This window comes from Pantoea sp. y20 (assembly GCF_054903455.1).
The window spans coordinates 2,769,451-2,795,109 of the sequence record NZ_CM142816.1 but is presented as its reverse complement, the minus strand read 5'-3'; the positions used below and the strand labels follow the sequence as shown (position 1 = coordinate 2,795,109).

General features: G+C 55.3%; 24 protein-coding genes. 13 read left to right on the top strand and 11 right to left on the bottom strand.

Going from position 1 to position 25,659, the window contains the following annotated elements; genetic code table 11:
• Positions 1-147: 147 nt before the first annotated feature.
• A complete protein-coding gene (locus ACYAC5_RS13045) occupies positions 148-1,227 on the top strand; it encodes a FecCD family ABC transporter permease (RefSeq protein WP_462061884.1) in 1,080 nt (359 codons plus the stop codon).
• The gene (locus ACYAC5_RS13040) at positions 1,227-2,012 is read left to right on the top strand and encodes an ABC transporter ATP-binding protein (protein WP_110866609.1); all 786 of its coding nucleotides are present in this window, start codon (positions 1,227-1,229) and stop codon (positions 2,010-2,012) included. Before ACYAC5_RS13045 ends, ACYAC5_RS13040 begins: the two co-directional genes overlap by 1 nt.
• Positions 2,013-2,205: 193 nt before the next feature.
• Here the strand turns inward: ACYAC5_RS13040 and fghA are convergent, their stop codons facing one another.
• The 3 genes from fghA to ptrR form a co-directional block, all read right to left on the bottom strand.
• On the bottom strand, positions 2,206-3,048 hold the full coding sequence (fghA, locus tag ACYAC5_RS13035) for an S-formylglutathione hydrolase (RefSeq protein WP_137386162.1): 843 nt from the start codon (positions 3,046-3,048) through the stop codon (positions 2,206-2,208).
• Between the two features lie 12 nt (positions 3,049-3,060).
• On the bottom strand, positions 3,061-4,185 hold the full coding sequence (locus tag ACYAC5_RS13030; protein WP_064739274.1) for an S-(hydroxymethyl)glutathione dehydrogenase/class III alcohol dehydrogenase: 1,125 nt from the start codon (positions 4,183-4,185) through the stop codon (positions 3,061-3,063).
• Positions 4,186-4,252: 67 nt separating this feature from the next.
• A complete protein-coding gene (gene ptrR / locus ACYAC5_RS13025) occupies positions 4,253-5,164 on the bottom strand; it encodes a putrescine utilization regulator PtrR (RefSeq protein ID WP_101763711.1) in 912 nt (303 codons plus the stop codon).
• A gap of 99 nt (positions 5,165-5,263) precedes the next feature.
• Here ptrR and ACYAC5_RS13020 point away from each other — a divergent pair, with 99 nt between their 5' ends.
• The 7 genes from ACYAC5_RS13020 to mglC all read left to right on the top strand — a co-directional run bounded on the left by ACYAC5_RS13020 (position 5,264) and on the right by mglC (position 13,490).
• Positions 5,264-6,391, top strand: a complete 1,128-nt coding sequence (locus tag ACYAC5_RS13020) for a YbfB/YjiJ family MFS transporter (protein WP_210081368.1) — start codon at positions 5,264-5,266, stop codon at positions 6,389-6,391.
• Positions 6,392-6,508: 117 nt separating this feature from the next.
• Entirely contained in the window at positions 6,509-7,174 is a 666-nt protein-coding gene (gene folE, locus ACYAC5_RS13015) for a GTP cyclohydrolase I FolE (RefSeq protein WP_049852430.1), read from the top strand.
• Positions 7,175-7,227: 53 nt separating this feature from the next.
• Positions 7,228-8,388 (top strand): DUF418 domain-containing protein YeiB, encoded by a 1,161-nt coding sequence (gene yeiB / locus ACYAC5_RS13010; RefSeq protein ID WP_101763713.1) that lies wholly within the window; start codon positions 7,228-7,230, stop codon positions 8,386-8,388.
• A gap of 142 nt (positions 8,389-8,530) precedes the next feature.
• Positions 8,531-9,571 (top strand): HTH-type transcriptional regulator GalS, encoded by a 1,041-nt coding sequence (gene galS / locus ACYAC5_RS13005; protein WP_192233338.1) that lies wholly within the window; start codon positions 8,531-8,533, stop codon positions 9,569-9,571.
• Positions 9,572-9,874: 303 nt separating this feature from the next.
• Positions 9,875-10,870 carry a galactose/glucose ABC transporter substrate-binding protein MglB gene (gene mglB / locus ACYAC5_RS13000; RefSeq protein ID WP_101763715.1) on the top strand — a complete coding sequence of 332 codons (996 nt, stop codon included), beginning with the start codon at positions 9,875-9,877 and terminating at the stop codon, positions 10,868-10,870.
• Positions 10,871-10,940: 70 nt separating this feature from the next.
• On the top strand, positions 10,941-12,461 hold the full coding sequence (gene mglA, locus ACYAC5_RS12995) for a galactose/methyl galactoside ABC transporter ATP-binding protein MglA (RefSeq protein WP_110866613.1): 1,521 nt from the start codon (positions 10,941-10,943) through the stop codon (positions 12,459-12,461).
• A gap of 18 nt (positions 12,462-12,479) precedes the next feature.
• Entirely contained in the window at positions 12,480-13,490 is a 1,011-nt protein-coding gene (gene mglC / locus ACYAC5_RS12990) for a galactose/methyl galactoside ABC transporter permease MglC (protein WP_007889502.1), read from the top strand.
• Positions 13,491-13,618: 128 nt separating this feature from the next.
• On the opposite strand, the gene sanA is transcribed toward mglC, so the two are convergent.
• The 5 genes from sanA to ACYAC5_RS12965 all read right to left on the bottom strand — a co-directional run bounded on the left by sanA (position 13,619) and on the right by ACYAC5_RS12965 (position 18,420).
• Entirely contained in the window at positions 13,619-14,338 is a 720-nt protein-coding gene (gene sanA / locus ACYAC5_RS12985; protein WP_008104952.1) for an outer membrane permeability protein SanA, read from the bottom strand.
• 134 nt (positions 14,339-14,472) lie between these two features.
• The gene (locus tag ACYAC5_RS12980; protein WP_462061883.1) at positions 14,473-16,170 is read right to left on the bottom strand and encodes an NAD-dependent malic enzyme; all 1,698 of its coding nucleotides are present in this window, start codon (positions 16,168-16,170) and stop codon (positions 14,473-14,475) included.
• Positions 16,171-16,330: 160 nt separating this feature from the next.
• Complete coding sequence (cdd, locus tag ACYAC5_RS12975; RefSeq protein WP_462061882.1) at positions 16,331-17,227, bottom strand: cytidine deaminase; 897 nt, start codon at positions 17,225-17,227, stop codon at positions 16,331-16,333.
• 124 nt (positions 17,228-17,351) lie between these two features.
• Positions 17,352-18,044 (bottom strand): CidB/LrgB family autolysis modulator, encoded by a 693-nt coding sequence (locus ACYAC5_RS12970; RefSeq protein WP_101763323.1) that lies wholly within the window; start codon positions 18,042-18,044, stop codon positions 17,352-17,354.
• A complete protein-coding gene (locus ACYAC5_RS12965; protein WP_110866616.1) occupies positions 18,037-18,420 on the bottom strand; it encodes a CidA/LrgA family protein in 384 nt (127 codons plus the stop codon). Before ACYAC5_RS12965 ends, ACYAC5_RS12970 begins: the two co-directional genes overlap by 8 nt.
• A gap of 152 nt (positions 18,421-18,572) precedes the next feature.
• Between ACYAC5_RS12965 and ACYAC5_RS12960 the strand changes: the two genes are divergently transcribed.
• Complete coding sequence (locus ACYAC5_RS12960) at positions 18,573-18,929, top strand: endonuclease domain-containing protein (RefSeq protein WP_462061880.1); 357 nt, start codon at positions 18,573-18,575, stop codon at positions 18,927-18,929.
• 136 nt (positions 18,930-19,065) lie between these two features.
• Here ACYAC5_RS12960 and metG read toward each other — a convergent pair whose 3' ends face one another.
• Positions 19,066-21,099 (bottom strand): methionine--tRNA ligase, encoded by a 2,034-nt coding sequence (gene metG, locus ACYAC5_RS12955; RefSeq protein WP_192411508.1) that lies wholly within the window; start codon positions 21,097-21,099, stop codon positions 19,066-19,068.
• Between the two features lie 161 nt (positions 21,100-21,260).
• Between metG and apbC the strand changes: the two genes are divergently transcribed.
• Positions 21,261-22,373 carry an iron-sulfur cluster carrier protein ApbC gene (apbC, locus tag ACYAC5_RS12950; protein WP_462061879.1) on the top strand — a complete coding sequence of 371 codons (1,113 nt, stop codon included), beginning with the start codon at positions 21,261-21,263 and terminating at the stop codon, positions 22,371-22,373.
• On the opposite strand, the gene ACYAC5_RS12945 is transcribed toward apbC, so the two are convergent.
• Positions 22,370-22,822 carry an N-acetyltransferase family protein gene (locus ACYAC5_RS12945; RefSeq protein ID WP_462061877.1) on the bottom strand — a complete coding sequence of 151 codons (453 nt, stop codon included), beginning with the start codon at positions 22,820-22,822 and terminating at the stop codon, positions 22,370-22,372. The two genes, apbC and ACYAC5_RS12945, sit on opposite strands and share 4 nt — an antisense overlap.
• A 325-nt stretch (positions 22,823-23,147) precedes the next feature.
• On the opposite strand from ACYAC5_RS12945, the gene ahpC reads away from it, so the two are divergent.
• On the top strand, positions 23,148-23,711 hold the full coding sequence (gene ahpC, locus ACYAC5_RS12940; protein ID WP_101763328.1) for an alkyl hydroperoxide reductase subunit C: 564 nt from the start codon (positions 23,148-23,150) through the stop codon (positions 23,709-23,711).
• Positions 23,712-23,778: 67 nt separating this feature from the next.
• Positions 23,779-25,347, top strand: a complete 1,569-nt coding sequence (gene ahpF / locus ACYAC5_RS12935) for an alkyl hydroperoxide reductase subunit F (RefSeq protein WP_192411512.1) — start codon at positions 23,779-23,781, stop codon at positions 25,345-25,347.
• A 71-nt stretch (positions 25,348-25,418) separates the two neighbouring features.
• On the opposite strand, the gene ACYAC5_RS12930 is transcribed toward ahpF, so the two are convergent.
• A complete protein-coding gene (locus ACYAC5_RS12930; protein WP_462061876.1) occupies positions 25,419-25,622 on the bottom strand; it encodes a hypothetical protein in 204 nt (67 codons plus the stop codon).
• Positions 25,623-25,659 lie beyond the last annotated feature (37 nt).

Sequence of the window (25,659 nt, the reverse complement as noted above, 5' to 3'; positions counted from 1 at the left end):
GCGCCGCTACGAATAAGGTGCACGTGTAGTAGCGGCGCAATTTATTGCGCGTTGTTTTGGATTTTGTTACTCAGATTGAATTGATAATTATTATCACCTGCACTATTGTGGCTGCCGTTATGATTTCGACAAGAAACGGGTAGAACAATGCGTACCACCGACGCCACGCTGCTGGCGGAAAACGGCCTCGAAACCGACACCATGACGCGTTATCGTCAGGTTCTGCGCCAGCGACTGATGTTAATTGTCGTGCTGGTGCTGGCGATATTAGCGTCAGTGATTCTTGATTTCACCCTCGGCCCGGCTGGGCTCTCCCTTGACACCTTATGGCAAACGCTGACGCATCCCGATGCGGTCGATGCGGGCACCCGCGTGATTGTCTGGGATATTCGTTTACCGTACGCCTTGATGGCGGTGGTGGTGGGCTTCTCGCTTGGCCTCGCCGGTGCAGAGATGCAAACCATCCTGAATAACCCGCTTGCCAGCCCGTTTACGCTCGGCGTTTCGTCGGCGGCGGCCTTTGGTGCGGCGCTGGCCATCGTTCTCGGTATCGGCATTCCTGGCGTGCCGGATCAGTGGTTTATCTCCGCCAACGCGTTTGTTTTTGCGCTCTTTGCCGCCTTAATGCTGGATGGCGTGACGCGCTGGACCAAAGTTTCGACCTCTGGCGTGGTGCTGTTTGGTATCGCGCTGGTGTTCACCTTCAACGCATTAGTCTCAATGATGCAGTTCATCGCCAGCGAAGATACTTTGCAGGGCCTGGTGTTCTGGACCATGGGCAGCCTCGCGCGCGCCTCGTGGGAAAAGCTCGGCGTATTAACCGCTGCTTTTGCCATCCTGATTCCGTTCTCGATGCTCAGCAGCTGGAAGCTGACCGCGCTGCGCCTCGGTGAAGATCGCGCGGTGAGTTTCGGTATCGACGTGCGCCGTCTGCGCCTGGCAACGCTGCTGCGCATCAGTATTCTCTCTGCGCTGGCGGTGGCGTTTGTCGGCCCAATTGGTTTCATCGGTCTGGTCGCGCCGCACATTGCGCGCATGATGTTTGGTGAAGATCACCGCTATTACCTGCCAGCCAGCGCGCTGGTCGGTGCGCTGGTGCTGTCGCTGGCTTCGGTGGCGTCGAAAAACCTGATTCCCGGCGTGATCATTCCGGTGGGAATTGTGACGTCGCTGGTCGGCGTGCCGTTCTTCCTCAGCATTATTCTGCGTCATCGGGGGACGGTGTAATGGAGCAGGGATTACGTCTCAAGCATTTCTCCGCCGGTTATCCGAAGCGCAAGGTGATTGACGATCTCAACGTGCCGGAACTGCCGCAGGGCAAAATCACCGTGTTGCTTGGCCCCAACGGCTGCGGCAAATCAACGCTGTTGCGCGCGCTGGCTGGCTTGGGCAAAGGGCAGGGCGAGCTGTGGCTGAACGGTGAAGAGCTGATGAGCCAGCCGTTTGCGCGCCGGGCGCAGCGTGTGGTTTATCTGCCGCAAAGTTTGCCGGCGGGCGTGCATCTGCACGTGCTGGAGTCGATTATCGTGGCGCAGCGTGCGTCGGGTGGCTTGCACAGCGCCTCGAGCGAAGCGGAGATCATGCATCTACTCGAGCAGCTTGGCATCGCGCATTTAGCCATGCGCTATCTCGATCAGCTTTCGGGCGGGCAGAAGCAGTTGGTGGGTCTGGCGCAATCGCTGATTCGCCGTCCGGAACTTCTGCTGCTGGATGAACCGCTCAGCGCGCTGGATCTTAACTACCAGTTCCACGTGATGGATCTGGTGCGTCGTGAAACCCGGTTGCGCAATATTGTGACGGTGGTGGTGGTGCACGATATCAACATCGCGCTGCGTCATGCGGATCACGCGCTGATGCTGAAGGATGGCAATCTGCTGGCGGACGGCGAGCCGTCGCAGGTGATTACGCCGGAGACGCTGGCGCAGGTGTATGGCGTGCGCGGCCGTATCGAGCACTGCTCACGCGGCATGCCGCAGGTGATGATCGACGGGCTGGCGGAGACGTTGGTGTAGTTAAGCAGGTGCACGCTGTCCCCCATCCCGGCCTTCCCCCGCAAGCGGAGGAAGGAGACGCTGCCACATGCAGCTTCATCACTGACATGTGGCAGCATCTTCCTCCCCCATTAATGGGGGAGGACCGAGGAGGGGGACAGCCAGCACATACCGAGAGGACAGCCAGCACATACTGAGAGGCCAGCCAGCACCATCACACCAACAAATGCTTCGCGTGGAAACGCAGATGATCTTCCACGAAGCTGGCGATAAAGAAGTAGCTATGGTCATAACCTGGCTGAATGCGTAGCTCCAGCGGGAAACCTTGCTCACGCGCCACCGCTTCCAGTCGCTCTGGACGCAGCTGATCGGCGAGGAACTGATCGCTATCCCCTTGATCAATCAGAATCGGCAAGCGCTGTTCCACGTCACGCATCAACAGGCAACTATCCCATTCACGCCACGTCTGACGATCTTCACCCAGGTATGCGGCAAAGGCCTTCTGCCCCCAAGGCACTTCGGTAGGATTGACGATTGGCGCGAAGGCAGAAGCAGACGCAAAACGTCCGCCAAGACGCAATGCCAACACCAGCGCACCGTGACCGCCCATTGAATGACCCATCACCGACTGACGATCGCTCAGCTTAAAGTTATCCGCCACCAACTCCGGCAGCTCCGCGCTGAGGTAATCGAACATGCGGAAGTTCGCCGCCCACGGCTGCTGCGTGGCGTTGAGGTAGAAACCTGCGCCCTGGCCGAGATCGTAACCGCTGTCGTTCGCCACCTCGTCACCGCGCGGGCTGGTGTCTGGCATAATCAGCACCAAACCCAGCTGCGCAGCCACGCGCTGGGCGCCGGCTTTGGTGGTGAAGTTCTCATCGCTGCAGGTCAATCCGGCGAGAAACCACACCACTGGCGGCGGTGCGTCACTCTGCGGCGGCGGCAGAAAAATGCTGAAGGTCATCGGACAGTTCAGCACGGCCGACTGATGACGCCAGCGCTGCTGCCAGCCACCAAAAATGCGATGCTCTTCTAACAGCTCCAAAGTGGAAGCCATAACGTCTCCTGATTACTTAGTAAAATGCACCACCGTACGGATGGATTTCCCTTCATGCATCAGATCAAAGGCGTCGTTAATCTCTTCCAGCGGCAGGTTGTGGGTGATGAAATCGTTCAGGGCGAATTTACCGTCGAGGTAATCCTGCACGATGCCCGGCAACTGTGAACGGCCTTTAACGCCACCAAAAGCGGAACCACGCCATACGCGACCGGTCACCAGCTGGAATGGACGGGTAGAAATCTCCTGGCCCGCGCCAGCCACGCCGATAATCACTGATTCGCCCCAACCTTTGTGGCAGCACTCCAGCGCCGAACGCATCACGTTAACGTTACCGATGCACTCGAAGGAGAAATCGACGCCGCCGTCGGTCAGTTCAACGATCACATCCTGAATCGGCTTATCGTGATCTTTTGGGTTGATCAGATCGGTGGCACCCAGTTTGCGCGCCAGATCGAATTTACTGGTGTTGAGATCGATACCGATGATGCGACCGGCTTTCGCCATCTTCGCGCCGATAATCGCCGACAAACCAATGCCGCCGAGGCCGAAGATCGCCACGGTGTCGCCTTCTTTTACTTTGGCCGTGTTCATCACCGCGCCCATGCCGGTGGTGACGCCGCAGCCCAGCAGGCACACTTCTTCCAGAGGCGCTTCTTTGCTGATCACCGCCAGCGAGATTTCCGGTACCACGGTGTATTCAGAGAAGGTTGAGGTGCCCATGTAGTGGAAAATCGGCTTGCCGTCTTTGAAGAAGCGGGTGGTGCCGTCTGGCATCAAACCTTTGCCCTGGGTGGCGCGAATCGCCTGACACAGGTTGGTTTTGCCCGAGAGACAGAACTTACACTTGCCGCACTCTGGGGTGTAAAGCGGGATCACGTGGTCGCCGACGGCCACGCTGGTCACGCCTTCGCCCACCGCTTCCACCACGCCGCCGCCTTCGTGGCCGAGGATCGCCGGGAATACGCCTTCCGGATCTTGTCCCGACAAGGTGTAAGCATCGGTGTGGCACACGCCGGTGGCCACGATGCGCACCAGCACTTCACCTTTTTGCGGTGGCATCAGATCCACTTCTTCGATTTTCAGCGGTTCGCCAGCTGCCCAGGCAACGGCGGCGCGGGTTTTAATCATGTTCATGCAATCCCTCTTCCTGTAGATGCGGGGTAAGTGGCCCCGATGGTCGTGATGTCGATAAAACAGAAATTCACTCGGCAACGTGCAGCGGATGCCGTAACTCGTCGTTAACCGGGCGATCGTCAAACAGTTCAATAATCAAATATTTCAGTGCTTCCACATTGGGTGTAAACGCATCGCGCCGCCACATCAGCCAGGTGGCGGTATCGCGGTAAGCTGGCGGTAACGCATGCTCCTGCACGCGGGCGCGGGCTGGCATTTGCGCCAGCACCGAGGCGGGAATCATCGCCACGCCCGCGCCGCCGGCCACACACGCCACCATCGCGTGGTAAGACTGTATCTCCATTACGCTGCTCGGCGCGGTCTGGCTTTCGCGATACCAGGCTTCCAGCTTGGTGCGATAGGAACAGCTGTTGCGGAAAGCAAACAGCGTGTCGCCTTGCACATCGCGCGCGCTGGCAATCGGCGCATGTTCCGGGCTGGTGATCAGCACCATCTGCTCATTAAAGGCAATGCAGCCGTTGAGATCGTCGTGCGCCACAGGGCCATCCACCAGCGCAGCGGCCAGCGTGCCTTCCCGCACTTTGTCGATGATTTCACCGGAAGTATTGGTGATCAGTGACAGTTCCACGGCGGGAAAACGCTGGTGATAGGCCGCAAGGAGGGCAGGGAGGCGCGTCGCGGCGGTGCTCTCCATCGAACCGAGCGCGAAGTTACCGCCCGGCTCACCGGCGCGCGCCATGTTCAGCGCTTCATCGCTCAATGCCAGGATGCGCTGCGCATAGTTAAGAAAATTGTGGCCCATCGGCGACAGGCGAATGCGTTGCTTCTCACGAATAAACAGATCAACGCCAATTTCATCTTCCAGCTGGCGCAGACGCGTGGTGAGATTAGAAGGTACGCGATGGAGTTGCTCGGCGGCACGCGCCAGCGAACCGGATTCGGCGACGGAGCAAAACATGCGGAGCTGTACTAAATCCATATTCTCTTCTCGTAAGCAACTTGGTTAGTATTATTCACTTTTCGTGAGTTTAAACGTCATGCATGCTAGTGACAAGTGATAAAAAATTCTGAGGTCGGTATGGCGTTTCGTGTCGCGCTTAGCGCGTTCTTAAGTTTAGTGGTTGCGATGGGGATTGGGCGATTTGCTTTCACGCCGCAGGTTCCGCTGATGATTCAGGACCATCAACTGACGCTCACCAGCGCCAGTCTGGTGGCGGCACTCAACTATCTCGGCTATCTGTTTGGCTCGTTTGATGCGATGCGTGCGCGCAACCGCGTCGAGTGGCGTTTACAGGCGGGCGTGTGGGGCGCAGTGATTTTAACGCTGCTCTCGGCCTGCGTCAGCGGTCCGTGGTTACATGGCCTGATTCGTTTCCTGATTGGCTGGGCCAGCGGCTGGGCGATGGTGTTGCTGGCGGCATGGGCCAGCGACCAGCTACATCATCACGGACGTCCCGGCTTGCTGGCGGCGGTGTTTGCCGGACCCGGCACCGGCATCTTTATCAGCGGCATGCTGGCGGTGGCGCTGCACGCCAGCGGTGTCAGCGCGGCCTTTGCGTGGGCGGCTTACGGTTTGCTGGCACTGTTGTTGATTGCCGCGATTGCGCGATTCCTGCCGCGCACCGGCCAGTTACATCGCCCCGATCAAGCTGCATCGCCGCTGGTGCTGAATGGCAATCTCAAGCGCCTGGTGCTGAGTTACAGCCTCGCCGGCTTTGGCTACATTCTGCCCGCCACTTTTCTGTCGCAAATGGCGGCGGCGCGTTTTCCTGACAGCGCGTTTGCCCAGTTTGTCTGGCCGGTGTTTGGTGGCGCGGCGGTGATCGGCATCGTGTTAGGTATTCTGACGCGTCACTGGGGCAGCAGCCATCTGCGGCTGGCCATAGTGTTGTGGGCGCAGGCGCTGGGCGTTATCGCCGCGATTGTGCTGCCCGGCTTGAATGGCCTGATGCTGGGCGCAGCGCTGATCGGCGGCGGCTTCCTGTGTGTGGTGCAGCTGACGCTGCAATATGGGCGCGAGCTGGCACCACAGCATGCGCGCTATCTTGCCGGTTTGCTCACCACCGGTTATGCGGTCGGGCAATTGGGCGGTCCGCTGCTGTCGTGGATTTCCAGCATGCTATGGCATCAGCTGGAACCCGCGCTATGGGTAGCGGGCGCCAGCTTAATCCTTGCGGGAATGCTGGTTTTACGTCGCCGTACGTGATGAAAAGCTTATCAGAATGATTACTGGATTAAGGGCGCGGAGTATTTCACAATACGCGCTCAGAATTTCCCCCGTGGGCGAAAACCCGCGGGCGCATCACCTGTCGGAGAAGAGTAAATGAGCACCTTAAGTCAGGAAGCCGCCCTGGTTCACGAAGCGCTGTTGGCGCGTGGTCTGGAAACACCGTTACGTGCCCCGGTGCGTGAAATGGATGACGCCGCGCGCAAACGCGAAATTGCCGGTCACATGACGCAAATCATGCAGCTGCTGAACCTGGATCTGGAAGATGACAGCCTGATGGAAACGCCGCACCGCATCGCTAAGATGTATGTGGATGAGATTTTCTCAGGTCTGGATTACGCCAACTTCCCGAAAATCACCGTCATCGAAAACAAGATGAAAGTGGATGAGATGGTAACGGTGCGTGATATCACGTTGACCAGCACCTGCGAACACCACTTTGTGATTATCGATGGCAAAGCCACCGTGGCCTATATCCCGAAAGAGAAAGTGATTGGCTTGTCGAAAATCAACCGTATCGTGCAGTTCTTTGCCCAGCGTCCGCAGGTGCAAGAGCGCCTGACGCAGCAAGTGCTGGTGGCGCTGCAAACGCTGCTCGGCACCAATAACGTTGCGGTGTCGATTGATGCGGTGCATTACTGCGTGAAAGCACGTGGCGTAAAAGATGCTACCAGCGCCACCACCACCACTTCACTGGGTGGCTTGTTCAAATCCAGCCAGAACACGCGTCAGGAGTTTTTGCGCGCGGTTCGTCACAGCTAATCTGTTTGGGCAACAGCCTGTTGCCCGATTTCCTCTCTCCGTCAGGGCACTCGATGCAACGCTATCTCGCGCTGGATTTCATTCGTGGTTGCGCCATTCTCGGCATCTTGCTGCTGAACATTGTCGGCTTTGCGTTGCCATCGGCCGCCTATCTCAATCCGGCGTGGCGCGGCGAGGCTGCTACGTCTGATGCCTGGACGTGGGCGATCATGGATGGCCTGGCGCAGCTGAAATTCCTCACGCTGTTTGCCTTGCTGTTTGGTGCCGGCCTTTATATGCAGGCGCCGCGCGGTAGCCGCTGGATGTCGGCGCGTCTGACGCTGCTGGTGCTGCTCGGATTTATTCACGGCATCTTTTTTTGGGAAGGCGACATCCTGCTGGATTATGGCCTGATTGGGCTGATTATCTGGCGCATGCTGCGTGATGTGCCTTCCGACCGCGCGTTGTTACAAACCGGCGCATTACTCTATCTGGTCGGCTGCGGCGTGCTGCTGATTTTCGGCGCGGTCTCCAGCCCCAATCCCACGCGATCCTGGCTGCCGGGTGCGGCGGACCTGCAGTATGAAAGCTACTGGAAACTGCTCGGCGGCTGGGAAGCGGTGCAGAACCGGCTGGATCATCTGTCATCAGGCCTGATGGCACTGGCGTCACAATATGGATGGCAACTGGCGGGTTTGATGCTGATTGGTGCGGCATTGATGCGCAGCGGCTGGCTCAGCGGGCAATTTAGCGTGCAGCACTATCGCCGTTCGGCGGCGCTGCTGCTGACTATCGGCTGGCTGATCGCCATTCCCGGCATCGCCGCGCAGTGGATGATTGGCTGGGAATTCCGCTGGACCGGCTTTTTCCTGCAGGTGCCGCGCGATCTCGCCAGTCCGTTTATCAGCCTCGGTTATGCCGCGCTTTGCCTGGGATTCTGGCCGCAAATTGCGTCAACGCGCGTCAGCTACGCCATTCAATGCGTTGGCCGCATGGCCTTGAGCAATTACCTGTTACAGACGCTGATTTGCACCACGCTGTTCTACCGCTTTGATCTGTTCCTCAGGTTCGATCGACTGCAGCTGCTGGCCTTTGTACCGGCTATCTGGCTGGTTAATATCCTGTTTTCCGTGCTGTGGCTGCGCGTCTTCCCGCAAGGCCCAATGGAGTGGATCTGGCGCAAACTGACACGTCTTGCCGCGGGAAAAGCTGATCCTTCCTCCTCGCTCAGATAATGATGTTCATCACAAAGGTTGCAGAATTGTATGTAACCGTTTTCATTGCTGTGACGTGATTCACGTAGTCGTTTCACATGCCCTGACAGAATAGCGCCGTTACGCGCTTGTCGCGCATTTTCAGCCTCTGTGGAACAGCTGCATGATAACGATTCGTGATGTCGCCCGTCAGGCCGGTGTGTCAGTAGCCACCGTGTCGCGTGTGCTCAACAACAGCAGTGCAGTCACCGCCGATACCCGGGAAGCCGTGCTGGCCGCCGTTGACGCGTTAGGCTATCGCCCGAACGCCAACGCGCAGGCGCTGGCTACGCAAATCAGTGACACCATTGGTGTGGTGGTGATGGATGTTTCCGATCCCTTCTTTGGCGCGCTGGTGAAAGCGGTGGATACCGTGGCGCAGCGCGTGCATAAACACGTGTTAATCAGCAACTCCTGGCATCAGGAAGAGAAGGAACGTCACGCAATTGAGGTGCTGATACGTCAACGATGTAACGCATTGGTGGTGCACGCGAAAACGCTTTCAGACGCCGAACTGACGCAGTTTATGGATCAGGTTCCCGGTATGGTATTGATTAACCGTACAATTCCCGGTTATGAACACCGCTGCGTCTGCCTGGATAACGTTACCGGCGCTCAGGTAGCCACGCGCATGTTGTTACAACAGGGACATCAACGCATCGGCTTTCTTAGTTCCAGCCACCCGATTGAGGATGTAACGCAACGACGTGAAGGCTGGCTGCAGGCCTTGTCAGAACAGGGAATTCGCCCGCAGGAGTCATGGATTGCGCATGCTGAACCTGATATGCAAGGCGGCGAAGCAGCGATGGTGGAGTTGCTGGGGCGTAACTTACATTTAACCGCGGTGTTTTCCTACAATGACGGCATGGCGGCGGGTGCATTGACCGCTTTAAAGGACAACGGCATCCAGGTTCCGCAGCATTTCTCTGTCATTGGCTTTGATGATATTCCCATCTCCCGCTATACCGATCCGCAGTTAACCACGGTCCGGTATCCTATTGTTTCTATGGCGAAACTCGCCACAGAATTAGCGCTTAAAGGCGCCGCAGGCGAGCTGGATCAGCTGGCTGTACACTGCTTTATGCCAACGCTGGTGCGTCGCCATTCTGTCGCTCAGCGGCAAATTGTGGAGTCGGTCACTAATTCAGGCGATAGCGCAGTGTAACCGTTTCCAATCTGTGATTGCATTCACAGTTAATTAACATGCCGCTCACTATGATGGCAGCGTCTTACCGGACTGAAACATCATGTAACGCTGGGAAATCCTTCTCCTAGCCGGTTTCAGTAGCCGATTGAAATAGTTCACAACACTCTTCAGGAAGCGTTTACCTACAGGGAAGTCAGGATTGCGATGGTGGCCCGGCTTTGCGTTACGCGTCCGCCCATTATCAGGTTTACAACCGACGGCGCTGTTTGCCCGCAGGCAAATAGCGCAATGAAATGCCCTACATAAAAAACCGGAGATACCATGAATAAGAAGGTTTTCACGCTCACAGCACTGGTTGCCAGCATGATGTTTGGTGCAACTGCGCACGCCGCCGATACCCGCATTGGCGTGACCATCTACAAATACGACGACAACTTCATGTCGATGGTGCGTAAGGACATTGAGAAAGAAGCAAAATCATTGGGCGGCATTCAGCTGTTGATGAATGACTCCCAGAACGACCAGTCTAAACAGAACGACCAGATTGACGTGCTGATGGCGAAAGGCGTGAAAGCGCTGGCCATCAACCTGGTGGATCCGGCTGCTGCGGCAGTGGTGATTGATAAAGCGCGTGGCAACGATGTGCCGGTGGTGTTCTTCAACAAAGAACCTAACGCCAAAGTGCTGGCCAGCTACCCGAAAGCGTATTACGTCGGTACCGACTCTAAAGAGTCAGGCATCATCCAGGGTCAGCTGATTGAGAAGCACTGGAAAGCCACGCCAGCCTGGGATCTGAACAAAGACGGTACCATCCAGTTCGTGCTGCTGAAAGGCGAGCCGGGCCATCCGGATGCCGAAGCGCGTACTAAATACGTGATCGATACCCTGAACAAAGACGGCCTGAAAACGCAGCAGCTGGCGATGGATACCGCGATGTGGGATACCGCACAGGCAAAAGACAAAGTTGACGCCTGGCTCTCTGGCCCGAACGCCAACAAGATTGAAGTGATCATCGCTAATAACGATGCGATGGCGATGGGTGCGGTTGAAGCGCTGAAAGCGCACAACAAAACCAGCATTCCGGTGTTTGGTGTCGATGCACTGCCAGAAGCGCTGGCGCTGGTGAAATCAGGCGCGCTGGCCGGTACCGTGTTGAACGATGCGGAAAACCAGGCGAAAGCGACGCTGGATATTGCTAACAATCTGGCCAATGGCAAAGAGCCAACTGCAGGCACTAACTTCAAGATGGACAACAAAATCGTACGTGTTCCTTACGTACCAGTAGATAAAGAAAATCTGTCGCAGTTTGTGAAGTAATTCATCCTGGGCGCGGCATTTCGCCGCGCCTTATTGCATCTGACCAACGCTTTATTTAGCCAGGTAAATTATGGCCAGTGAGAATCCGACCACACAGCGTGAATATCTGCTGGAGATGACGAATGTCTCGAAATCATTTCCAGGGGTTAAAGCCTTAGATAATGTGAATTTAAAAGTGCGGCCGCACTCTGTTCATGCATTAATGGGCGAAAACGGCGCCGGGAAATCTACATTACTAAAATGTCTGTTTGGGATTTATAAAAAGGATACGGGGAGCATCCTGTTTCAGGGTGAGGAAATTGATTATAAGAGCTCCAAAGAGGCGCTGGAAAATGGCGTTTCCATGGTGCATCAGGAATTAAACCTGGTTCTGCAACGCAACGTCATGGATAACATGTGGCTTGGCCGTTATCCACGTAAAGGCGTGTTTGTCGATCAGGATAAAATGTATCGCGATACCAAAGCGATCTTTGATGAATTAGATATTGATATCGATCCGCGCGATAAAGTTGCCACCTTATCGGTGTCGCAGATGCAGATGATCGAAATCGCCAAAGCCTTCTCCTATGACGCCAAAATCGTCATTATGGATGAGCCGACATCATCGCTGACCGAAAAAGAAGTGAACCACTTGTTCACGATTATTCGTAAGCTGAAAGATCGTGGCTGCGGCATTGTGTATATCTCGCACAAGATGGAAGAGATATTCCAGCTGTGTGATGAGATCACCATTTTGCGTGACGGACAGTGGATCGCCACCCAGCCGCTGGAAGGTCTGGACATGGACAAAATCATCTCGATGATGGTTGGCCGTTCATTGAACCAGCGCTTCCCGGATAAAACCAACGTGCCGGGGGAAACCATTCTTGAGGTGCGCCATTTAACCTCACTGCGTCAGCCATCGATACGTGATATCTCGTTCGATCTGCGTAAAGGTGAAATTCTTGGTATTGCCGGTTTGGTGGGCGCTAAGCGTACCGACATCGTCGAAACCCTGTTTGGCATTCGCGAGAAGTCAGGCGGTACGATTAAGCTGCACGGCAAGAGTATTAATAACCACAGCGCCAACGAAGCCATTAACCACGGCTTTGCGCTGGTGACGGAAGAGCGTCGCTCCACCGGTATTTATGCGTATCTGGATATAGGCTTTAACTCGCTTATCTCCAATATTAAAAAGTATAAATCCAGCATGGGGCTGCTCGATAATAAACGCATGAAAAGCGATACCCAATGGGTCATTGATTCGATGCGCGTGAAAACGCCGGGTCATCATACGCAAATTGGTTCGCTTTCCGGTGGTAACCAACAAAAAGTGATTATTGGTCGCTGGTTATTAACGCAGCCGGAAATATTGATGCTTGATGAACCGACGCGCGGGATTGATGTGGGCGCGAAATTCGAAATCTACCAACTTATTGCCGAGTTGGCGAAGAAAGAGAAGGGCATCATTATTATCTCTTCTGAAATGCCAGAGCTGTTGGGTATTACCGATCGTATTTTAGTGATGAGTAATGGCCAGGTAGCAGGCATTGTTGATACCAAAACGACCTCGCAGAATGAAATCCTGCGTTTAGCGTCATTACACCTTTAATGAAGCAAGGGCTTTAACATGAAAGCGACTACTAAAAAGAATGCGCTAACCTGGTTAAAAGAGGGCGGCATTTACGTTGTCCTGTTTGTACTGCTGGCAATTATTATTTTCCAGGATCCAACCTTCTTAAGTTTAATGAACCTGAGTAATATTCTGACCCAATCTTCGGTGCGTATTATCATCGCACTCGGCGTGGCCGGTTTGATTGTCACCCAGGGTACCGACCTTTCAGCGGGTCGTCAGGTTGGCTTAGCGGCGGTGGTGGCAGCTACGCTGCTGCAGGCGATGGATAACGCCAACAAGGTGTTCCCGCATCTGGATACCGTGCCCATTCCGGTGGTTATCCTGACCGTGTGCATCATCGGCGGTGTGATTGGTCTGGTGAACGGGGTGATCATCGCTTACCTCAAGGTAACGCCATTTATCACCACGTTGGGCACCATGATTATCGTTTACGGTATCAACTCGCTCTATTACGACTTTGTGGGTGCATCGCCAATTGCCGGTTTCGATCCTGGCTTCTCCAAATTTGCCCAAGGCTTCCTGCGTTTTGGTGATTTCAAACTGTCGTTTATCACCTTCTACGCTGTGATTGCCATCGTCTTTGTTTGGGTGCTGTGGAATAAAACTCGCTTCGGTCGCAACATTTTCGCTATCGGTGGTAACCCGGAAGCGGCGAAAGTGTCTGGCGTGAACGTGCCGTTCAACCTGATTCTGGTGTATGCCTTGTCTGGCGTGTTCTACGCGTTCGGCGGGATGCTGGAAGCAGGCCGTATCGGCAGCGCCACCAATAACCTCGGCTTTATGTATGAGCTGGATGCGATTGCGGCTTGTGTGGTCGGCGGAGTGTCGTTTGCCGGGGGCGTGGGTTCGGTGGCGGGCGTGGTGACCGGTGTCATCATCTTCACCGTGATCAACTACGGTTTGACCTACATCGGCGTTAACCCTTACTGGCAGTACATCATCAAGGGCGGCATCATCATCTTCGCCGTGGCGCTGGATTCATTGAAGTACGCACGCAAGAAGTAGTGGATTTCCCCTCACCCCAACCTTCTCCCGCTCGCGGGAGAGGGAGCAGACCGAGTTCTAACTTAAAACCTGCATGACACGGTTCCCTCTCCCGCAGGCGGGAGAGGGCCAGGGTCAGGGAGCAAACGTCACTTCTGCAGTTTCTCTTCTAACTCCAAAAGCTGCTCCGGCGTCACCGCCGGATAACTCTGCGCATCCTCCGGCACTTCATGCACCGCAGGAATCGGCACTAACGGGCCAAGGAAGCGCGGCTCGCGCTTCATCAAATACAAATCCGCCAGCGCACCCAAACGCGCACCCACTTCGCGGAAACGCACCGACAACATGTTTTTCGGCGACGGCACCGCATAGCACTGCGCCTGAATGCCCAAATGCTGCGCGATATACAGCGCTCGCTCGCAGTGGAAGCGCTGAGTAATGATGATGAAATCGTTGGTATCGAACACTTTGCGCGTGCGCACAATCGAATCCAGCGTGCGGAAGCCAGCGTAATCCAGCACGATGTCCGACGGCGCGACGCCCGCTTTGATCAAATCGCGGCGCATGGTCATCGGTTCGTTATAGCTTTGCTGCGCATTATCACCGCTCAGCAGCAGGTAATTGACCTTGCCGCTGTTATAAGCGTTCAACGCGCCCTGAATGCGATAGAGGTAATACTGATTGATAACGCCCGTGCGGTAGTACTTCGCCGTGCCCAAGACCACGCCGACCTGACGATGTGGCAACGAGGTGACATCTTCATATATAAAGGGCGCGGTTTTCCAGCTGATCCAGCGATCCAGGCCGAGCGCGGTCGCCACCATCAGTAAGATGATGAAAAACAGACCAAAGAAAACGCGTTTAATCATGCGCGCGGGCACTCGGTTGGCAGAATTCAGAATGGATAAAGGCTACTTGAGGCGGGCGGGGGAAGCAAGTAAACGCCCGTTGGCTGACGTTTTTTTAAACGTTGCCGGATCTAAATGATCCGGCAACGGATTTATCAGATCGAAGTACGCCGATAGTTACGATACTGCGGCAGCCAGAAGTTGTTGCTGACGGCTTTCGACAATACATCTTCCGACGTCACCACCGCCACGCCCGCCAGCTGCGCGGCTTTACCCACCTCGATGGCAATCAGCTTGGAAACGCCCTGAATGTCTTTGATCTCCGGCAGAACCGGACCTTCGCCATCGTTAACCAGCGGCGAGCAGTCGGCCAATGCGCGGCTGGCGGTCATCAGCATCGAATCCGTCACGCGACTGGCGCCCGCGGCGATAACCCCCAAACCGATGCCAGGGAAAATATAGGAGTTATTGCACTGGGCGATGGGATAGGTTTTCCCTTTCCAGGTGACCGGCGAGAACGGGCTGCCGGTGGCAACAAGCGCGGCGCCGTCAGTCCAGGCGATGATGTCGGCTGGCGTCGCTTCAACGCGTGAAGTCGGGTTCGACAGCGGCATAACAATTGGACGCTTAGTGTGCTTGTGCATCTCGCGAATGATCTCTTCGGTGAACAGGCCAGGTTGGCCAGACACGCCGATCAGAATATCCGGCTTGGCGTTGCGTACCACGTCGAGCAGAGAAATGGAGTCGCTACAGGTGTCCCAATCTTTCAGGCTGTCGCTCTTCTGCACCAGCTTGCTCTGGAAATTGAGCAGGTTCGGCAGCTTGTCGGTGAGCAAACCGAAGCGATCGACCATCATCACGCGGCCACGCGCTTCATCATCGCTCAATCCTTCTGACTTCATCTGCGCGATGATCTGCTCGGCGATACCGCAACCGGCAGAACCGGCACCAAGGAACACCACTTTCTGCTCACACAGGCGGCTGCCCGCAGCGCGGCTGGCGGCGATCAGGGTGCCGACGGTCACTGCGGCGGTGCCCTGAATATCGTCGTTGAAGCAGCAGATCTCATCGCGATAGCGCTCCAGCAGCGGCATGGCGTTTTTCTGCGCGAAGTCTTCGAACTGCAACAGCACGTTCGGCCAGCGCCGATTCACCGCCTGAATAAACTCATTGACGAACTCTTCATACTCTTCGCCGGTAATACGCGGATGACGCCAGCCCATATAGAGCGGATCGTTTAACAGCTGCTGGTTGTTGGTACCGACATCCAGCACCACTGGCAAGGTATAAGCCGGGCTGATGCCGCCACACGCGGTATACAGCGACAGCTTACCGATTGGGATGCCCATGCCGCCGATACCCAAATCGCCGAGGCCGAGAATACGTTCGCCATCGGTCACCACGATCACTTTGACATTCTGCTTGGTGGCGTTCTGCAGCATGTCTTCAATGCGGTCGCGATTGTTATAAGAGATGAACACGCCACGCGCGCGACGGTAGATTTCAGAGAAGTGTTCACAGGCGGCGCCGACCGTTGGGGTGTAGATAATCGGCATCATCTCTTCCAGATGATTGTCGAGCAGGCGGTAGAACAGGGTTTCGTTAGTGTCCTGGATGTTGCGCAGATAGACGTGCTTGTCGTTGTTGTTTTTAAAATCCAGGAACTGGCGCCAGGCACGTTCTGCCTGCTCTTCGATGGTTTCTACCGCTTCGGGTAGCAGACCGTTGAGGTTAAATTCGTTACGTTCTTCGAGGGTGAAGGCGCTGCCTTTATTCAATAGCGGAAATTCCAGCAGGATCGGACCCGCATAAGGAATATACAGCGGGCGTTTACTTTCGTAGTCGAGTTCCATGCAGTGCTTGCTCCGGTTGCAGTGTTTTCTGACGTATCGCCGGGAAAAGGTAACGCCAGTCCATCTTGAAGTGAAGAGGTTCTGGCGCCCGATCCTATGAAAATTCCTGCAGATGTACAGCTTTTGTTAACAGGAGGTCACAAAAGCGGTAAAAGGATCACTAAACTGATGTTTTCGAAACTAAAGTAAGTGAGAAATCCTCACATCCTAACGCCTTAAGCGTCGCGCGGGTCGCGTCAAGCTGACTCAGCGTGCTGTCCTGACATTCCGCCAAAACCGCTTGCTGAATTGTCTCCAGCGCTTCGTTGCTCATGTTCATCAAAATCAGTGCAGCCTGCAGCGGCGGCAAGCTGGGGTTGAAGGCGGCGTTTTCCGCATAGCGACCGGTAAAGACCTTGCCGCTCTGGCTGCGCAGCGCCACGCCGCTGTAGCTTTTGCTGTATGGCGCGTGACTGTGATTGGCGGCGGTTATGGCAGCCTGTTGCAATGCATCGCCTGCAACCGCAAAACCATGATCGACCGGCGTCAGCAGACGTTCGGTGATGTTCAGATCGGCAGGGCCAAACGCATCCGGCAGGTAGTCGCCCAGCGTGCTAACCGCACGTCCCGGCAGGCTGATGCGAATCGCTGTGCCGCTGTTCAGCTCGTTCATAAACTGACGGCAATGTCCGCACGGCGTGTAGTTGACGGTAATCGCCGCCAGCTTCTCTTCACCGCGCAGCCAGGCGTGCGTAATGGCGCTCTGCTCGGCGTGCACCGTCTGCTGCAGCGGGGTATGCAGAAACTCCATGTTAGCACCGAAGTACCAGTGGCCGCTGACGCCGCGAGAAATCGCGCCGACATTAAAGTGAGACACCGTTGCCACGGCGCAGCTCGCCGCCAGCGGTAGCAGTTCCAGCGCCAGCGCATCATCATCCAGACCGGTAAGCTGTTTCAGTTGCGCGACATCCTGCGGACGCAATACGCCATGGAAATCCGGCGCATCCAGCAGCGGCTGAATCGCAGCTTGCAGCGCAGCGGGCAGGGCAGAAAAAGCAGTTAGGAATCGTGAATGCATGATGGGATGACCTCAGTTACGCGTTAGCGGCGATGCGCCGCCTGACGTTTTATATGTGATCCAAGTCGCTCTGACAATGCAAGCTGATTGGGTTGTTTCAACTTTGCGAGATCTCTCGCAAGTTTTAGCCCCACCAATGCATTAATAGCGGAAAAAGCAGCGGCGCCAGTAACGAGGTGATGATGCCGCAAATCACCAGCGCAAGGGAGCTGAACGCGCCTTCCTGATAATCGATCTCGGCTGCGCGCGCGGTACCTAACGCGTGCGATGCGTTACCAATTGCTAACCCGCGCGAGGATTTGTTTTTCACCTTAAACAGATTGAGCAGCATATGGCCAAACACCGCACCCAGCACGCCGGCGATAAGCACGCAGATGGCGCTGATGGCAGGAATACCGTGCAGCGATGCGGAGACCGCCATCGCAATTGGCGTGGTGACAGATTTCGGCATGATGGTGGCGGCAATTTCCGGCGTTGCGCCCATCCACAGCGCAATCGCGGTGCCCGACACCATTGCCGTGATGCTGCCGATGAAGCAGACGCTGATGATGGTTTTCCAGCGCGCACGAATCTGATGCATCTGCTCATACAGCGGCAACGCCAGCGCTACGACTGCCGGTTGCAGCAACTGATTGAGCAGGCTGCTGCCGGCAAAATAGCGCGTGTATGGCAGGTGAGTCAGCAGCAGAATCGGAATGACAATCGCCATCGCCACTAACAATGGATTAACGATGGAGATATTGATTTTCGCCGCCAGTTTACGCGCCAGGAAATAGGCGATCACCGTCAGCGGCAGCGACCACCATGCATCACTCATTCGGCTTCTCCTGCGGGCGCTGCAGGCGCTCTGCGCTGAGCCCGACAATCAGCAGCACCATAAAAGTACTGACAATGCATGACACCACAATCGGCCCAAACTGCGCGGTGAGGATATCGGTATAGCCCATTACACCAACGCTAATCGGCACAAACAGCAGTGCCATATAGCGAATCAATAAATGGCATCCGGGTTTCACCCACTCAACCGGCATGATTTGCAGACCCAGCAGCAGGAATAGCAGCAGCATGCCGATGATACTGCCGGGAATGGTTATTGGGAGCAGGGCAGAAATCCCCATTCCAGCGTAAAGCGCCGCATAGATGATGACGAAGGCGCGCACATAGCGCCAACAAGCAGTGAGAACGGCAGGCATGTCAGGCTCCTGTTTTCGTAGCGCTTTATCATACGCATTAAGCGATTAGCGTGCTAGCGATCACATTGGAATGCAGATTCCAGCTTTTTCATCGCGTTATTTTCCTCCTGCAAACATGGCGTAGGGTAAGCCGATATCGCGAAAGGGAGGCGATGATGAAAGCGATTACGCGGCGGCGACAACTGCGCCAGGCAATGCCTGAAGCGGAGCATCTTTTGTGGCGTTTTTTACGTAATCGGAATTTATGCGGAGTGAGGTTTCGGCGTCAGCATCCGACTGGCGGTTATATCGTGGATTTCGCCTGTATTGAAAGGAGGGTGATAGTTGAGCTAGACGGCGGGCAGCATAACGAAGATGAAGCGAAGATTTATGATCAACAACGAACGGCTTTTTTAGAGCGAGGTGGCTGGAGAGTGATTAGATTCTGGAATCATCAGGTTTTCGAAGAGTTTGATGCGGTGATGGAGGAGATATATCGGCAGTTGATGTTGCCTGAGCCCTCACCCTAGCCCTCTCCCGCCAGCGGGCGAGGGAATGGTTAGGTGGAGCAGGCTAACAAAAATGGAGTGAAAAATTAAATGGCTGCTTTGAACGGTTCCCTCTCCCGCGCGCGGGAGAGGGTTAGGGTGAGGGCAACGAAATCCGTTACTTAACCGGCATGCCCGGTACTGCGCCGCTATCAACCGACAGCACAAACAGGTCTTTGCCGCCCGGACCCGCTGACAGCACCATACCTTCGGAAATACCGAAGCGCATTTTACGCGGCGCGAGGTTGGCGACGATGATGGTCATCTTGCCGACCAGCACCGACGGATCCGGATACGCAGCGCGAATGCCAGAGAAAATCTGACGCTTCTCACCACCCAAATCCAGCTCCAGACGCAGCAGCTTGTCAGAACCCTCAACCAGCTCCGCTTTCTCGATCAGCGCCACGCGCATGTCGACCTTGGCAAAATCATCAATGGTGATGGTGTCGCCAATTGGCGCATCAGCCAGCGGACCAGTTGCTGCAGGCTTATTCGCCGCCGCCGCATCTTCTTTCGAGGCCTCAATCAGTGCATCAACTTTGGTCATTTCGATACGGCCATACAGCGCTTTGAACGGCGCCACTTCATGATCCAGCAGCGGTTGGGTAATTGCATCCCAGCTCAGCTCGCTCTGCAGGAAGGCTTCGGCACGCTCGCTCAAAGATGGCAGCACTGGCTTCAGCCAGGTCATCAAGACGCGGAACAGGTTAATGCCCATGGAGCAAATCGCCTGCAGGTCGGCATCGCGGCCTTCTTGCTTCGCCACCACCCAAGGTGCCTGCTCATCGACATAGCGGTTTGCCAGATCGGCCAGCGCCATGATTTCACGGATCGCGCGGTTATATTCGCGGCTGGCCCAGGCTTCGCCAATCTTCTCTGAGGACGCCACAAAGGTTTGATACAGCGCGGGATCGGCCAGTTCACTCGCCAGCTTGCCGCCAAAGCGTTTGGTCAGGAAGCCGGCATTACGTGACGCCAGGTTCACCACTTTGTTCACCACGTCTGCATTCACGCGCTGCACGAAATCTTCCAGATTCAGGTCGATGTCGTCGATGCGTGAAGAGAGCTTAGCTGCGTAGTAATAACGCAGGCTATCGGCATCCAGATGCTGCAACCAGGTGCTGGCTTTAATAAAGGTGCCGCGCGATTTAGACATCTTCGCGCCGTTCACCGTCACATAACCGTGTACGAACAGATTGGTTGGCTTGCGAAAGTTGCTGCCTTCCAGCATCGCTGGCCAGAACAGGCTGTGGAAATAGACGATGTCTTTACCGATGAAGTGGTACAGCTCAGTAGTGGAATCTTTCTTCCAGAACTCGTCGAAATCGATATCGCCGCGTTTGTCGCACAGGTTTTTGAATGAACCCATGTAACCGATTGGCGCATCCAGCCAGACGTAGAAGTATTTGCCCGGCGCGCCAGGGATTTCGAAGCCGAAGTAAGGTGCATCGCGGGAGATATCCCACTGCTGCAAGCCAGACTCGAACCACTCTTGCATCTTGTTAGCCACCTGCTCTTGCAGTGCGCCTGAACGCGTCCACGCCTGCAGCATCGCGCTGAAAGAGGGCAGATCAAAGAAGAAGTGCTCGGAATCGCGCAGCACCGGCGTCGCGCCAGAGACCACCGATTTCGGGTCGATCAGCTCGGTTGGGCTGTAGGTCGCGCTACACACTTCGCAGTTGTCGCCATATTGATCCGGTGACTTACATTTCGGGCAGGTGCCTTTGACGAAACGGTCCGGCAGGAACATGCCTTTCTCAGGATCGTACAGCTGCGAAATGGTGCGGTTCTTAATGAAGCCGTTCTCTTTCAGACGACCATAAATCAACTCGGACAGTTGACGGTTTTCGTCACCGTGCGTCGAGTGATAGTTGTCGTAGCTAATATTGAAGCCAGCAAAATCCGTTTCGTGCTCCTGTTTCATCTCCGCGATCATCTGCTCCGGCGCGATGCCAAGCTGCTGAGCTTTCAGCATGATCGGCGTGCCGTGAGCGTCGTCTGCACAGATGAAGTGAACCTGGTTGCCACGCATTCGCTGGTAACGGACCCAAATGTCAGCCTGAATGTGTTCAAGCATGTGACCGAGATGGATTGAACCGTTTGCGTACGGCAGTGCGCACGTTACCAGAATTTTTTTAGCGACTTGAGTCATGTTTGCGTAGCGTTCCGTTGAAGAAAAATCGGTGTTAGATGTTAACCGAAGCACCCTCTGGCGTAAACACAGCTGGACATCCACGTCACTTTTAGCGCCTATCTGATATTATTGAACAGACACCGCCGCAATCTGGCGTGATGAATAAACAAGGAGAGGGGATGACTTCACAATCCCAGCAATATCATTCACCTGAGGCGCTGCGTGCATTGGTTATTGGCGTGTTGAGTGACTTTGAACATCCGACGCTGCAACATAACCTGACCACGCTGAAAGCCCTGCGCCATGTCGCGCTGCTGGATGACAAGCTGCATATCGAGCTGGTGATGCCATTCGCGTGGGCCAGCGCTTTTGAAGAGCTGAAAGCGCAAACCAGCGCCGAACTGCTGCGCCTGACGGACGCCAGCGCCATTGACTGGCGACTGCGCCACGACATCGCCACGCTGAAGCGGGTGAAAAACCATCCGGGCGCAACCGGTGTGAAGAACATCATCGCCGTGAGTTCTGGCAAAGGTGGCGTGGGCAAATCCAGCACCGCTGTGAACATGGCGCTGGCGCTGATCGCTGAAGGGGCGCGCGTGGGGATTCTCGATGCGGATATTTACGGTCCGTCGATCCCTAACATGCTCGGCACCGAAAATCAGCGTCCCACCTCGCCGGATGGCACGCACATGGCACCGATTATGGCGCACGGCCTGGCAACCAATTCGATTGGTTATCTGGTCACCGACGACAACGCCATGGTGTGGCGCGGTCCAATGGCCAGCAAAGCCCTGATGCAGTTGCTCAACGAAACCCTGTGGCCGGATCTCGATTATCTGATCCTCGATATGCCGCCAGGTACCGGCGATATTCAGCTGACGCTGGCGCAAAACGTGCCGGTGACCGGCGCGCTGGTGGTCACCACGCCGCAGGACATCGCCTTGATTGACGCGCGTAAAGGGATGGTGATGTTCGAGAAAGTCAGCGTGCCGGTGCTGGGCGTGATCGAGAATATGAGCATGCACATTTGTAGCCAATGCGGACATCATGAGCCGATTTTCGGCACCGGCGGTGCGCAGAAGCTAGTGGAAGATTACAGCACCCGTTTGCTGGCCCAGTTGCCGCTGCACATTACGCTGCGTGAAGATCTGGATGATGGCGAACCGACCGTGGTGCGCCGTCCGGAAAGTGATTTCACCGCGCTCTACCGCCAGCTGGCGGGTCGCGTTGCGGCGCAGCTCTATTGGCAGGGAGAAATTATCCCTGGCGATATCGCGTTCCGCGCCGTTTAACGGCGTCCATTTCCGCTGGTGCGCGTCGCCAGCGGAAAATGCATCAGCACATATTTTCCCTGCTCGCTCTCGCCAACCGCTTCGCGCCGCCAGCCGTGTTTGAGATAGAAATCCATCGCCGCCTGATTCTGTTGCAGGCATTTCAAGGCGCCCGTCGAGCTAAATCGCGATTGCACTTTTTCTAACAGCGCGCTGCCCACGCCTTGTCCCTGCGCATCGGGGGCGACATACAGGCTATGCAGGAAGTTGTCATTATCCAGCACCGCCGCAAACCCCACGCGATGCCCATTCAGTTCAGCGACCAGCACGGTTTCGCCCAAAATCACCGCATCGAAATCTTCTAACTGCCAATCATCGCCATCCAGCCACGTCCAGTTATGGCGTCGCGCGGCAAGATAGAGCGTGCGCAGAAAAGGCCGATCGGCTTCGTCAAAAAAACGTATATGCACCTGAGAGCTCCATTATGTGAGATGCGCAGAGGCCGTAGCGGCGCAATTTATTGCGCACAATTGACGATTGTTCCGTCTGAATGACGCGCGATAAATCGCGCCGCTACAAATCCGTGCGATAACGCAGCTTAAACTAGCAGTTTCACCGCAAAAAGATAAAGCCTGACAGAACCGCGCCCTTTTTGTGTAGAATGCCTCCGCGAGCCGCATGAAATCAGGTGTCGGCGCTTTGATAGCTTTTGGTTATCTGATTGATAACGTCTGCATATTAGAAGTTGGCCCGAAAATTCTGTAGCCTGCATCACATCTTTTAACGGAGGTCACCATGTCCATCATTAATACCAAGATCAAACCATTTAAAAACGCAGCGTTCAAAAACGGCGAATTCATCGAAGTCACCGAGAAAGACGTTGAAGGTAAATGGAGTGTTTTCTTCTTCTACCCGGCTGACTTCACCTTCGTATGCCCAACCGAACTGGGTGACGTTGCAGACCATCACGAAGAGTTCCAGAAACTGGGTGTAGATATCTACTCTGTTTCTACTGACACGCACTTTACCCACAAAGCCTGGCACGGTTCTTCTGACACCATCGCGAAAATCAAATACGCAATGATCGGTGACCCAACTGGCGCGCTGACCCGTAACTTCGAAATCATGCGCGAAGACGAAGGTCTGGCAGACCGCGGTACCTTCATCGTTGACCCGCAAGGCATCATCCAGGCGATCGAAATCACTGCAGAAGGCATTGGCCGTGACGCATCTGACCTGATCCGTAAAGTGAAAGCCGCTCAGTACGTTGCTTCTCACCCAGGTGAAGTTTGCCCGGCAAAATGGAAAGAAGGCGAAGCAACGCTGGCTCCATCACTGGACCTGGTTGGCAAAATCTAAGTTAGCTGCCATTCGATCTTTCTCTATCGGGTGCTACGGCACCCGATTTTCATGACAGGAACTCACTATGCTCGACACCAATTTAAAAACCCAACTCAAGGCTTACCTTGAGAAACTAACGAAACCGGTTGAGTTGATTGCCACATTGGATGATGGCGCCAAATCGGCAGAGATTCGCTCTCTGTTGGCCGATATCGCGGGCTTGTCAGACAAAGTCAGCTTCCGCGAAGAGAACGATCGTCCGGTGCGTAAACCCTCTTTCCTGATCACTAACCCAGGCAGCCAGAGCGGTCCGCGTTTTGCCGGTTCGCCAATGGGTCACGAATTTACTTCACTGGTTTTAGCCCTGCTGCAAACCGGTGGACACCCTTCGAAAGAAGCGCAGAGCCTGCTGGATCAGGTTGTGGCTTTGGAAGGCGACTTCCACTTCGAAACTTATTATTCCCTGTCGTGCCACAACTGTCCTGACGTGGTACAGGCGCTGAACCTGATGGCGGTGCTGAACCCGCGTATCAGCCATACCGCGATTGACGGCGGTATGTTCCAGAACGAAATCACCGAGCGCAACGTGATGGGCGTGCCGGCGGTGTTCCTCAACGGCAAAGAGTTCGGTCAGGGCCGTCTGAGCCTGGCGGAAATCGTCGGTAAAGTGGACACCAACGCCGACAAGCGCGCGGCGGAAGAGCTGAACAAACGTGAAGCCTACGAAGTATTGATCGTCGGCAGCGGCCCGGCGGGCGCAGCAGCGGCCATCTACTCGGCACGTAAAGGCATCCGTACTGGCCTGATGGGCGAGCGTTTCGGTGGTCAGGTGCTGGACACCGTAGACATTGAAAACTACATCTCCGTACCGAAAACCGAAGGCGCGAAGCTGGCCGGTTCTCTGCGTGCCCACGTTGATGATTACGATGTTGATGTGATTGATACCCAGAGCGCCATCAAGCTGATTCCTGCGGCGAAAGAGGGCGGTCTGCACGCAATTGAAACCGCATCTGGCGCAGTACTAAAATCCCGCAGCATCATCATTGCTACCGGCGCACGCTGGCGCAACATGGGCGTACCTGGCGAAGAGCAGTATCGCACCAAGGGCGTAACCTATTGCCCGCACTGCGACGGCCCGTTGTTTAAAGGCAAACGCACTGCGGTGATCGGCGGCGGTAACTCAGGCGTGGAAGCGGCAATCGATTTGGCCGGTATTGTTGAGCACGTGACGCTGCTGGAATTTGCCAGCGAAATGCGCGCCGACAAAGTGCTGCAGGACAAGCTGCGCAGCCTGAAAAACGTCGATGTGATTCTGAACGCACAGACCACCGAAGTGAAAGGCGACGGCAGCAAAGTCACCAGCCTGACCTACATCGACCGTAACAACCAAAGCAGCCACGAAATCGCGCTGAGCGGTATCTTCGTGCAGATTGGTTTGCTGCCGAACACCACCTTCCTGGAAGGTGCGGTTGAGCGCAACAAGATGGGCGAAATCATCATTGATGCCAAGTGCGAAACCAGTCTGAAAGGCGTGTTCGCCGCAGGCGACTGCACCACGGTGCCGTACAAGCAGATCATCATCGCCAGCGGTGAAGGCGCAAAAGCCTCACTCAGCGCCTTTGATTATCTGATTCGCACCAAACCGGCTGAATAAGTTTTGCGATAGCCACGCAATAGCCCTGCAACGCATGTTGCGGGGCTTTTTTTTTATTAAAAAAACAATGATTAGCCTAACCAGCGTATGGCTTGCGCATCGCTAATATCGCGGTAATAGATTTTATGCAGCCGTTCGCCACAGCTTTTACATTGTGCTTCAACATGAGTTGAGAAGTAGGCTCGCCCGGTGGGAGAAATAGCGCCTTTGCGGGAAATACGGATGTTATGCCATTTGTGTGCATGCGGAATAAAGCTGAAGAATTTTAATTTCATTATCGCTACCGGAATGGAGGGGGCGGTGTTTATCTTC

Bases quoted from the DNA above. Each gene is read 5' to 3' on its own strand.
- ACYAC5_RS13045 (WP_462061884.1), top strand. From the start codon at position 148: ATGCGTACCACCGACGCCACGCTGCTGGCGGAAAACGGCCTCGAAACC.
- ACYAC5_RS13040 (WP_110866609.1), top strand. From the start codon at position 1,227: ATGGAGCAGGGATTACGTCTCAAGCATTTCTCCGCCGGTTATCCGAAG.
- fghA (WP_137386162.1), bottom strand. From the start codon at position 3,048: ATGGCTTCCACTTTGGAGCTGTTAGAAGAGCATCGCATTTTTGGTGGC.
- ACYAC5_RS13030 (WP_064739274.1), bottom strand. From the start codon at position 4,185: ATGAACATGATTAAAACCCGCGCCGCCGTTGCCTGGGCAGCTGGCGAA.
- ptrR (WP_101763711.1), bottom strand. From the start codon at position 5,164: ATGGATTTAGTACAGCTCCGCATGTTTTGCTCCGTCGCCGAATCCGGT.
- ACYAC5_RS13020 (WP_210081368.1), top strand. From the start codon at position 5,264: ATGGCGTTTCGTGTCGCGCTTAGCGCGTTCTTAAGTTTAGTGGTTGCG.
- folE (WP_049852430.1), top strand. From the start codon at position 6,509: ATGAGCACCTTAAGTCAGGAAGCCGCCCTGGTTCACGAAGCGCTGTTG.
- yeiB (WP_101763713.1), top strand. From the start codon at position 7,228: ATGCAACGCTATCTCGCGCTGGATTTCATTCGTGGTTGCGCCATTCTC.
- galS (WP_192233338.1), top strand. From the start codon at position 8,531: ATGATAACGATTCGTGATGTCGCCCGTCAGGCCGGTGTGTCAGTAGCC.
- mglB (WP_101763715.1), top strand. From the start codon at position 9,875: ATGAATAAGAAGGTTTTCACGCTCACAGCACTGGTTGCCAGCATGATG.
- mglA (WP_110866613.1), top strand. From the start codon at position 10,941: ATGGCCAGTGAGAATCCGACCACACAGCGTGAATATCTGCTGGAGATG.
- mglC (WP_007889502.1), top strand. From the start codon at position 12,480: ATGAAAGCGACTACTAAAAAGAATGCGCTAACCTGGTTAAAAGAGGGC.
- sanA (WP_008104952.1), bottom strand. From the start codon at position 14,338: ATGATTAAACGCGTTTTCTTTGGTCTGTTTTTCATCATCTTACTGATG.
- ACYAC5_RS12980 (WP_462061883.1), bottom strand. From the start codon at position 16,170: ATGGAACTCGACTACGAAAGTAAACGCCCGCTGTATATTCCTTATGCG.
- cdd (WP_462061882.1), bottom strand. From the start codon at position 17,227: ATGCATTCACGATTCCTAACTGCTTTTTCTGCCCTGCCCGCTGCGCTG.
- ACYAC5_RS12970 (WP_101763323.1), bottom strand. From the start codon at position 18,044: ATGAGTGATGCATGGTGGTCGCTGCCGCTGACGGTGATCGCCTATTTC.
- ACYAC5_RS12965 (WP_110866616.1), bottom strand. From the start codon at position 18,420: ATGCCTGCCGTTCTCACTGCTTGTTGGCGCTATGTGCGCGCCTTCGTC.
- ACYAC5_RS12960 (WP_462061880.1), top strand. From the start codon at position 18,573: ATGATGAAAGCGATTACGCGGCGGCGACAACTGCGCCAGGCAATGCCT.
- metG (WP_192411508.1), bottom strand. From the start codon at position 21,099: ATGACTCAAGTCGCTAAAAAAATTCTGGTAACGTGCGCACTGCCGTAC.
- apbC (WP_462061879.1), top strand. From the start codon at position 21,261: ATGACTTCACAATCCCAGCAATATCATTCACCTGAGGCGCTGCGTGCA.
- ahpC (WP_101763328.1), top strand. From the start codon at position 23,148: ATGTCCATCATTAATACCAAGATCAAACCATTTAAAAACGCAGCGTTC.
- ahpF (WP_192411512.1), top strand. From the start codon at position 23,779: ATGCTCGACACCAATTTAAAAACCCAACTCAAGGCTTACCTTGAGAAA.
- ACYAC5_RS12930 (WP_462061876.1), bottom strand. From the start codon at position 25,622: ATGAAATTAAAATTCTTCAGCTTTATTCCGCATGCACACAAATGGCAT.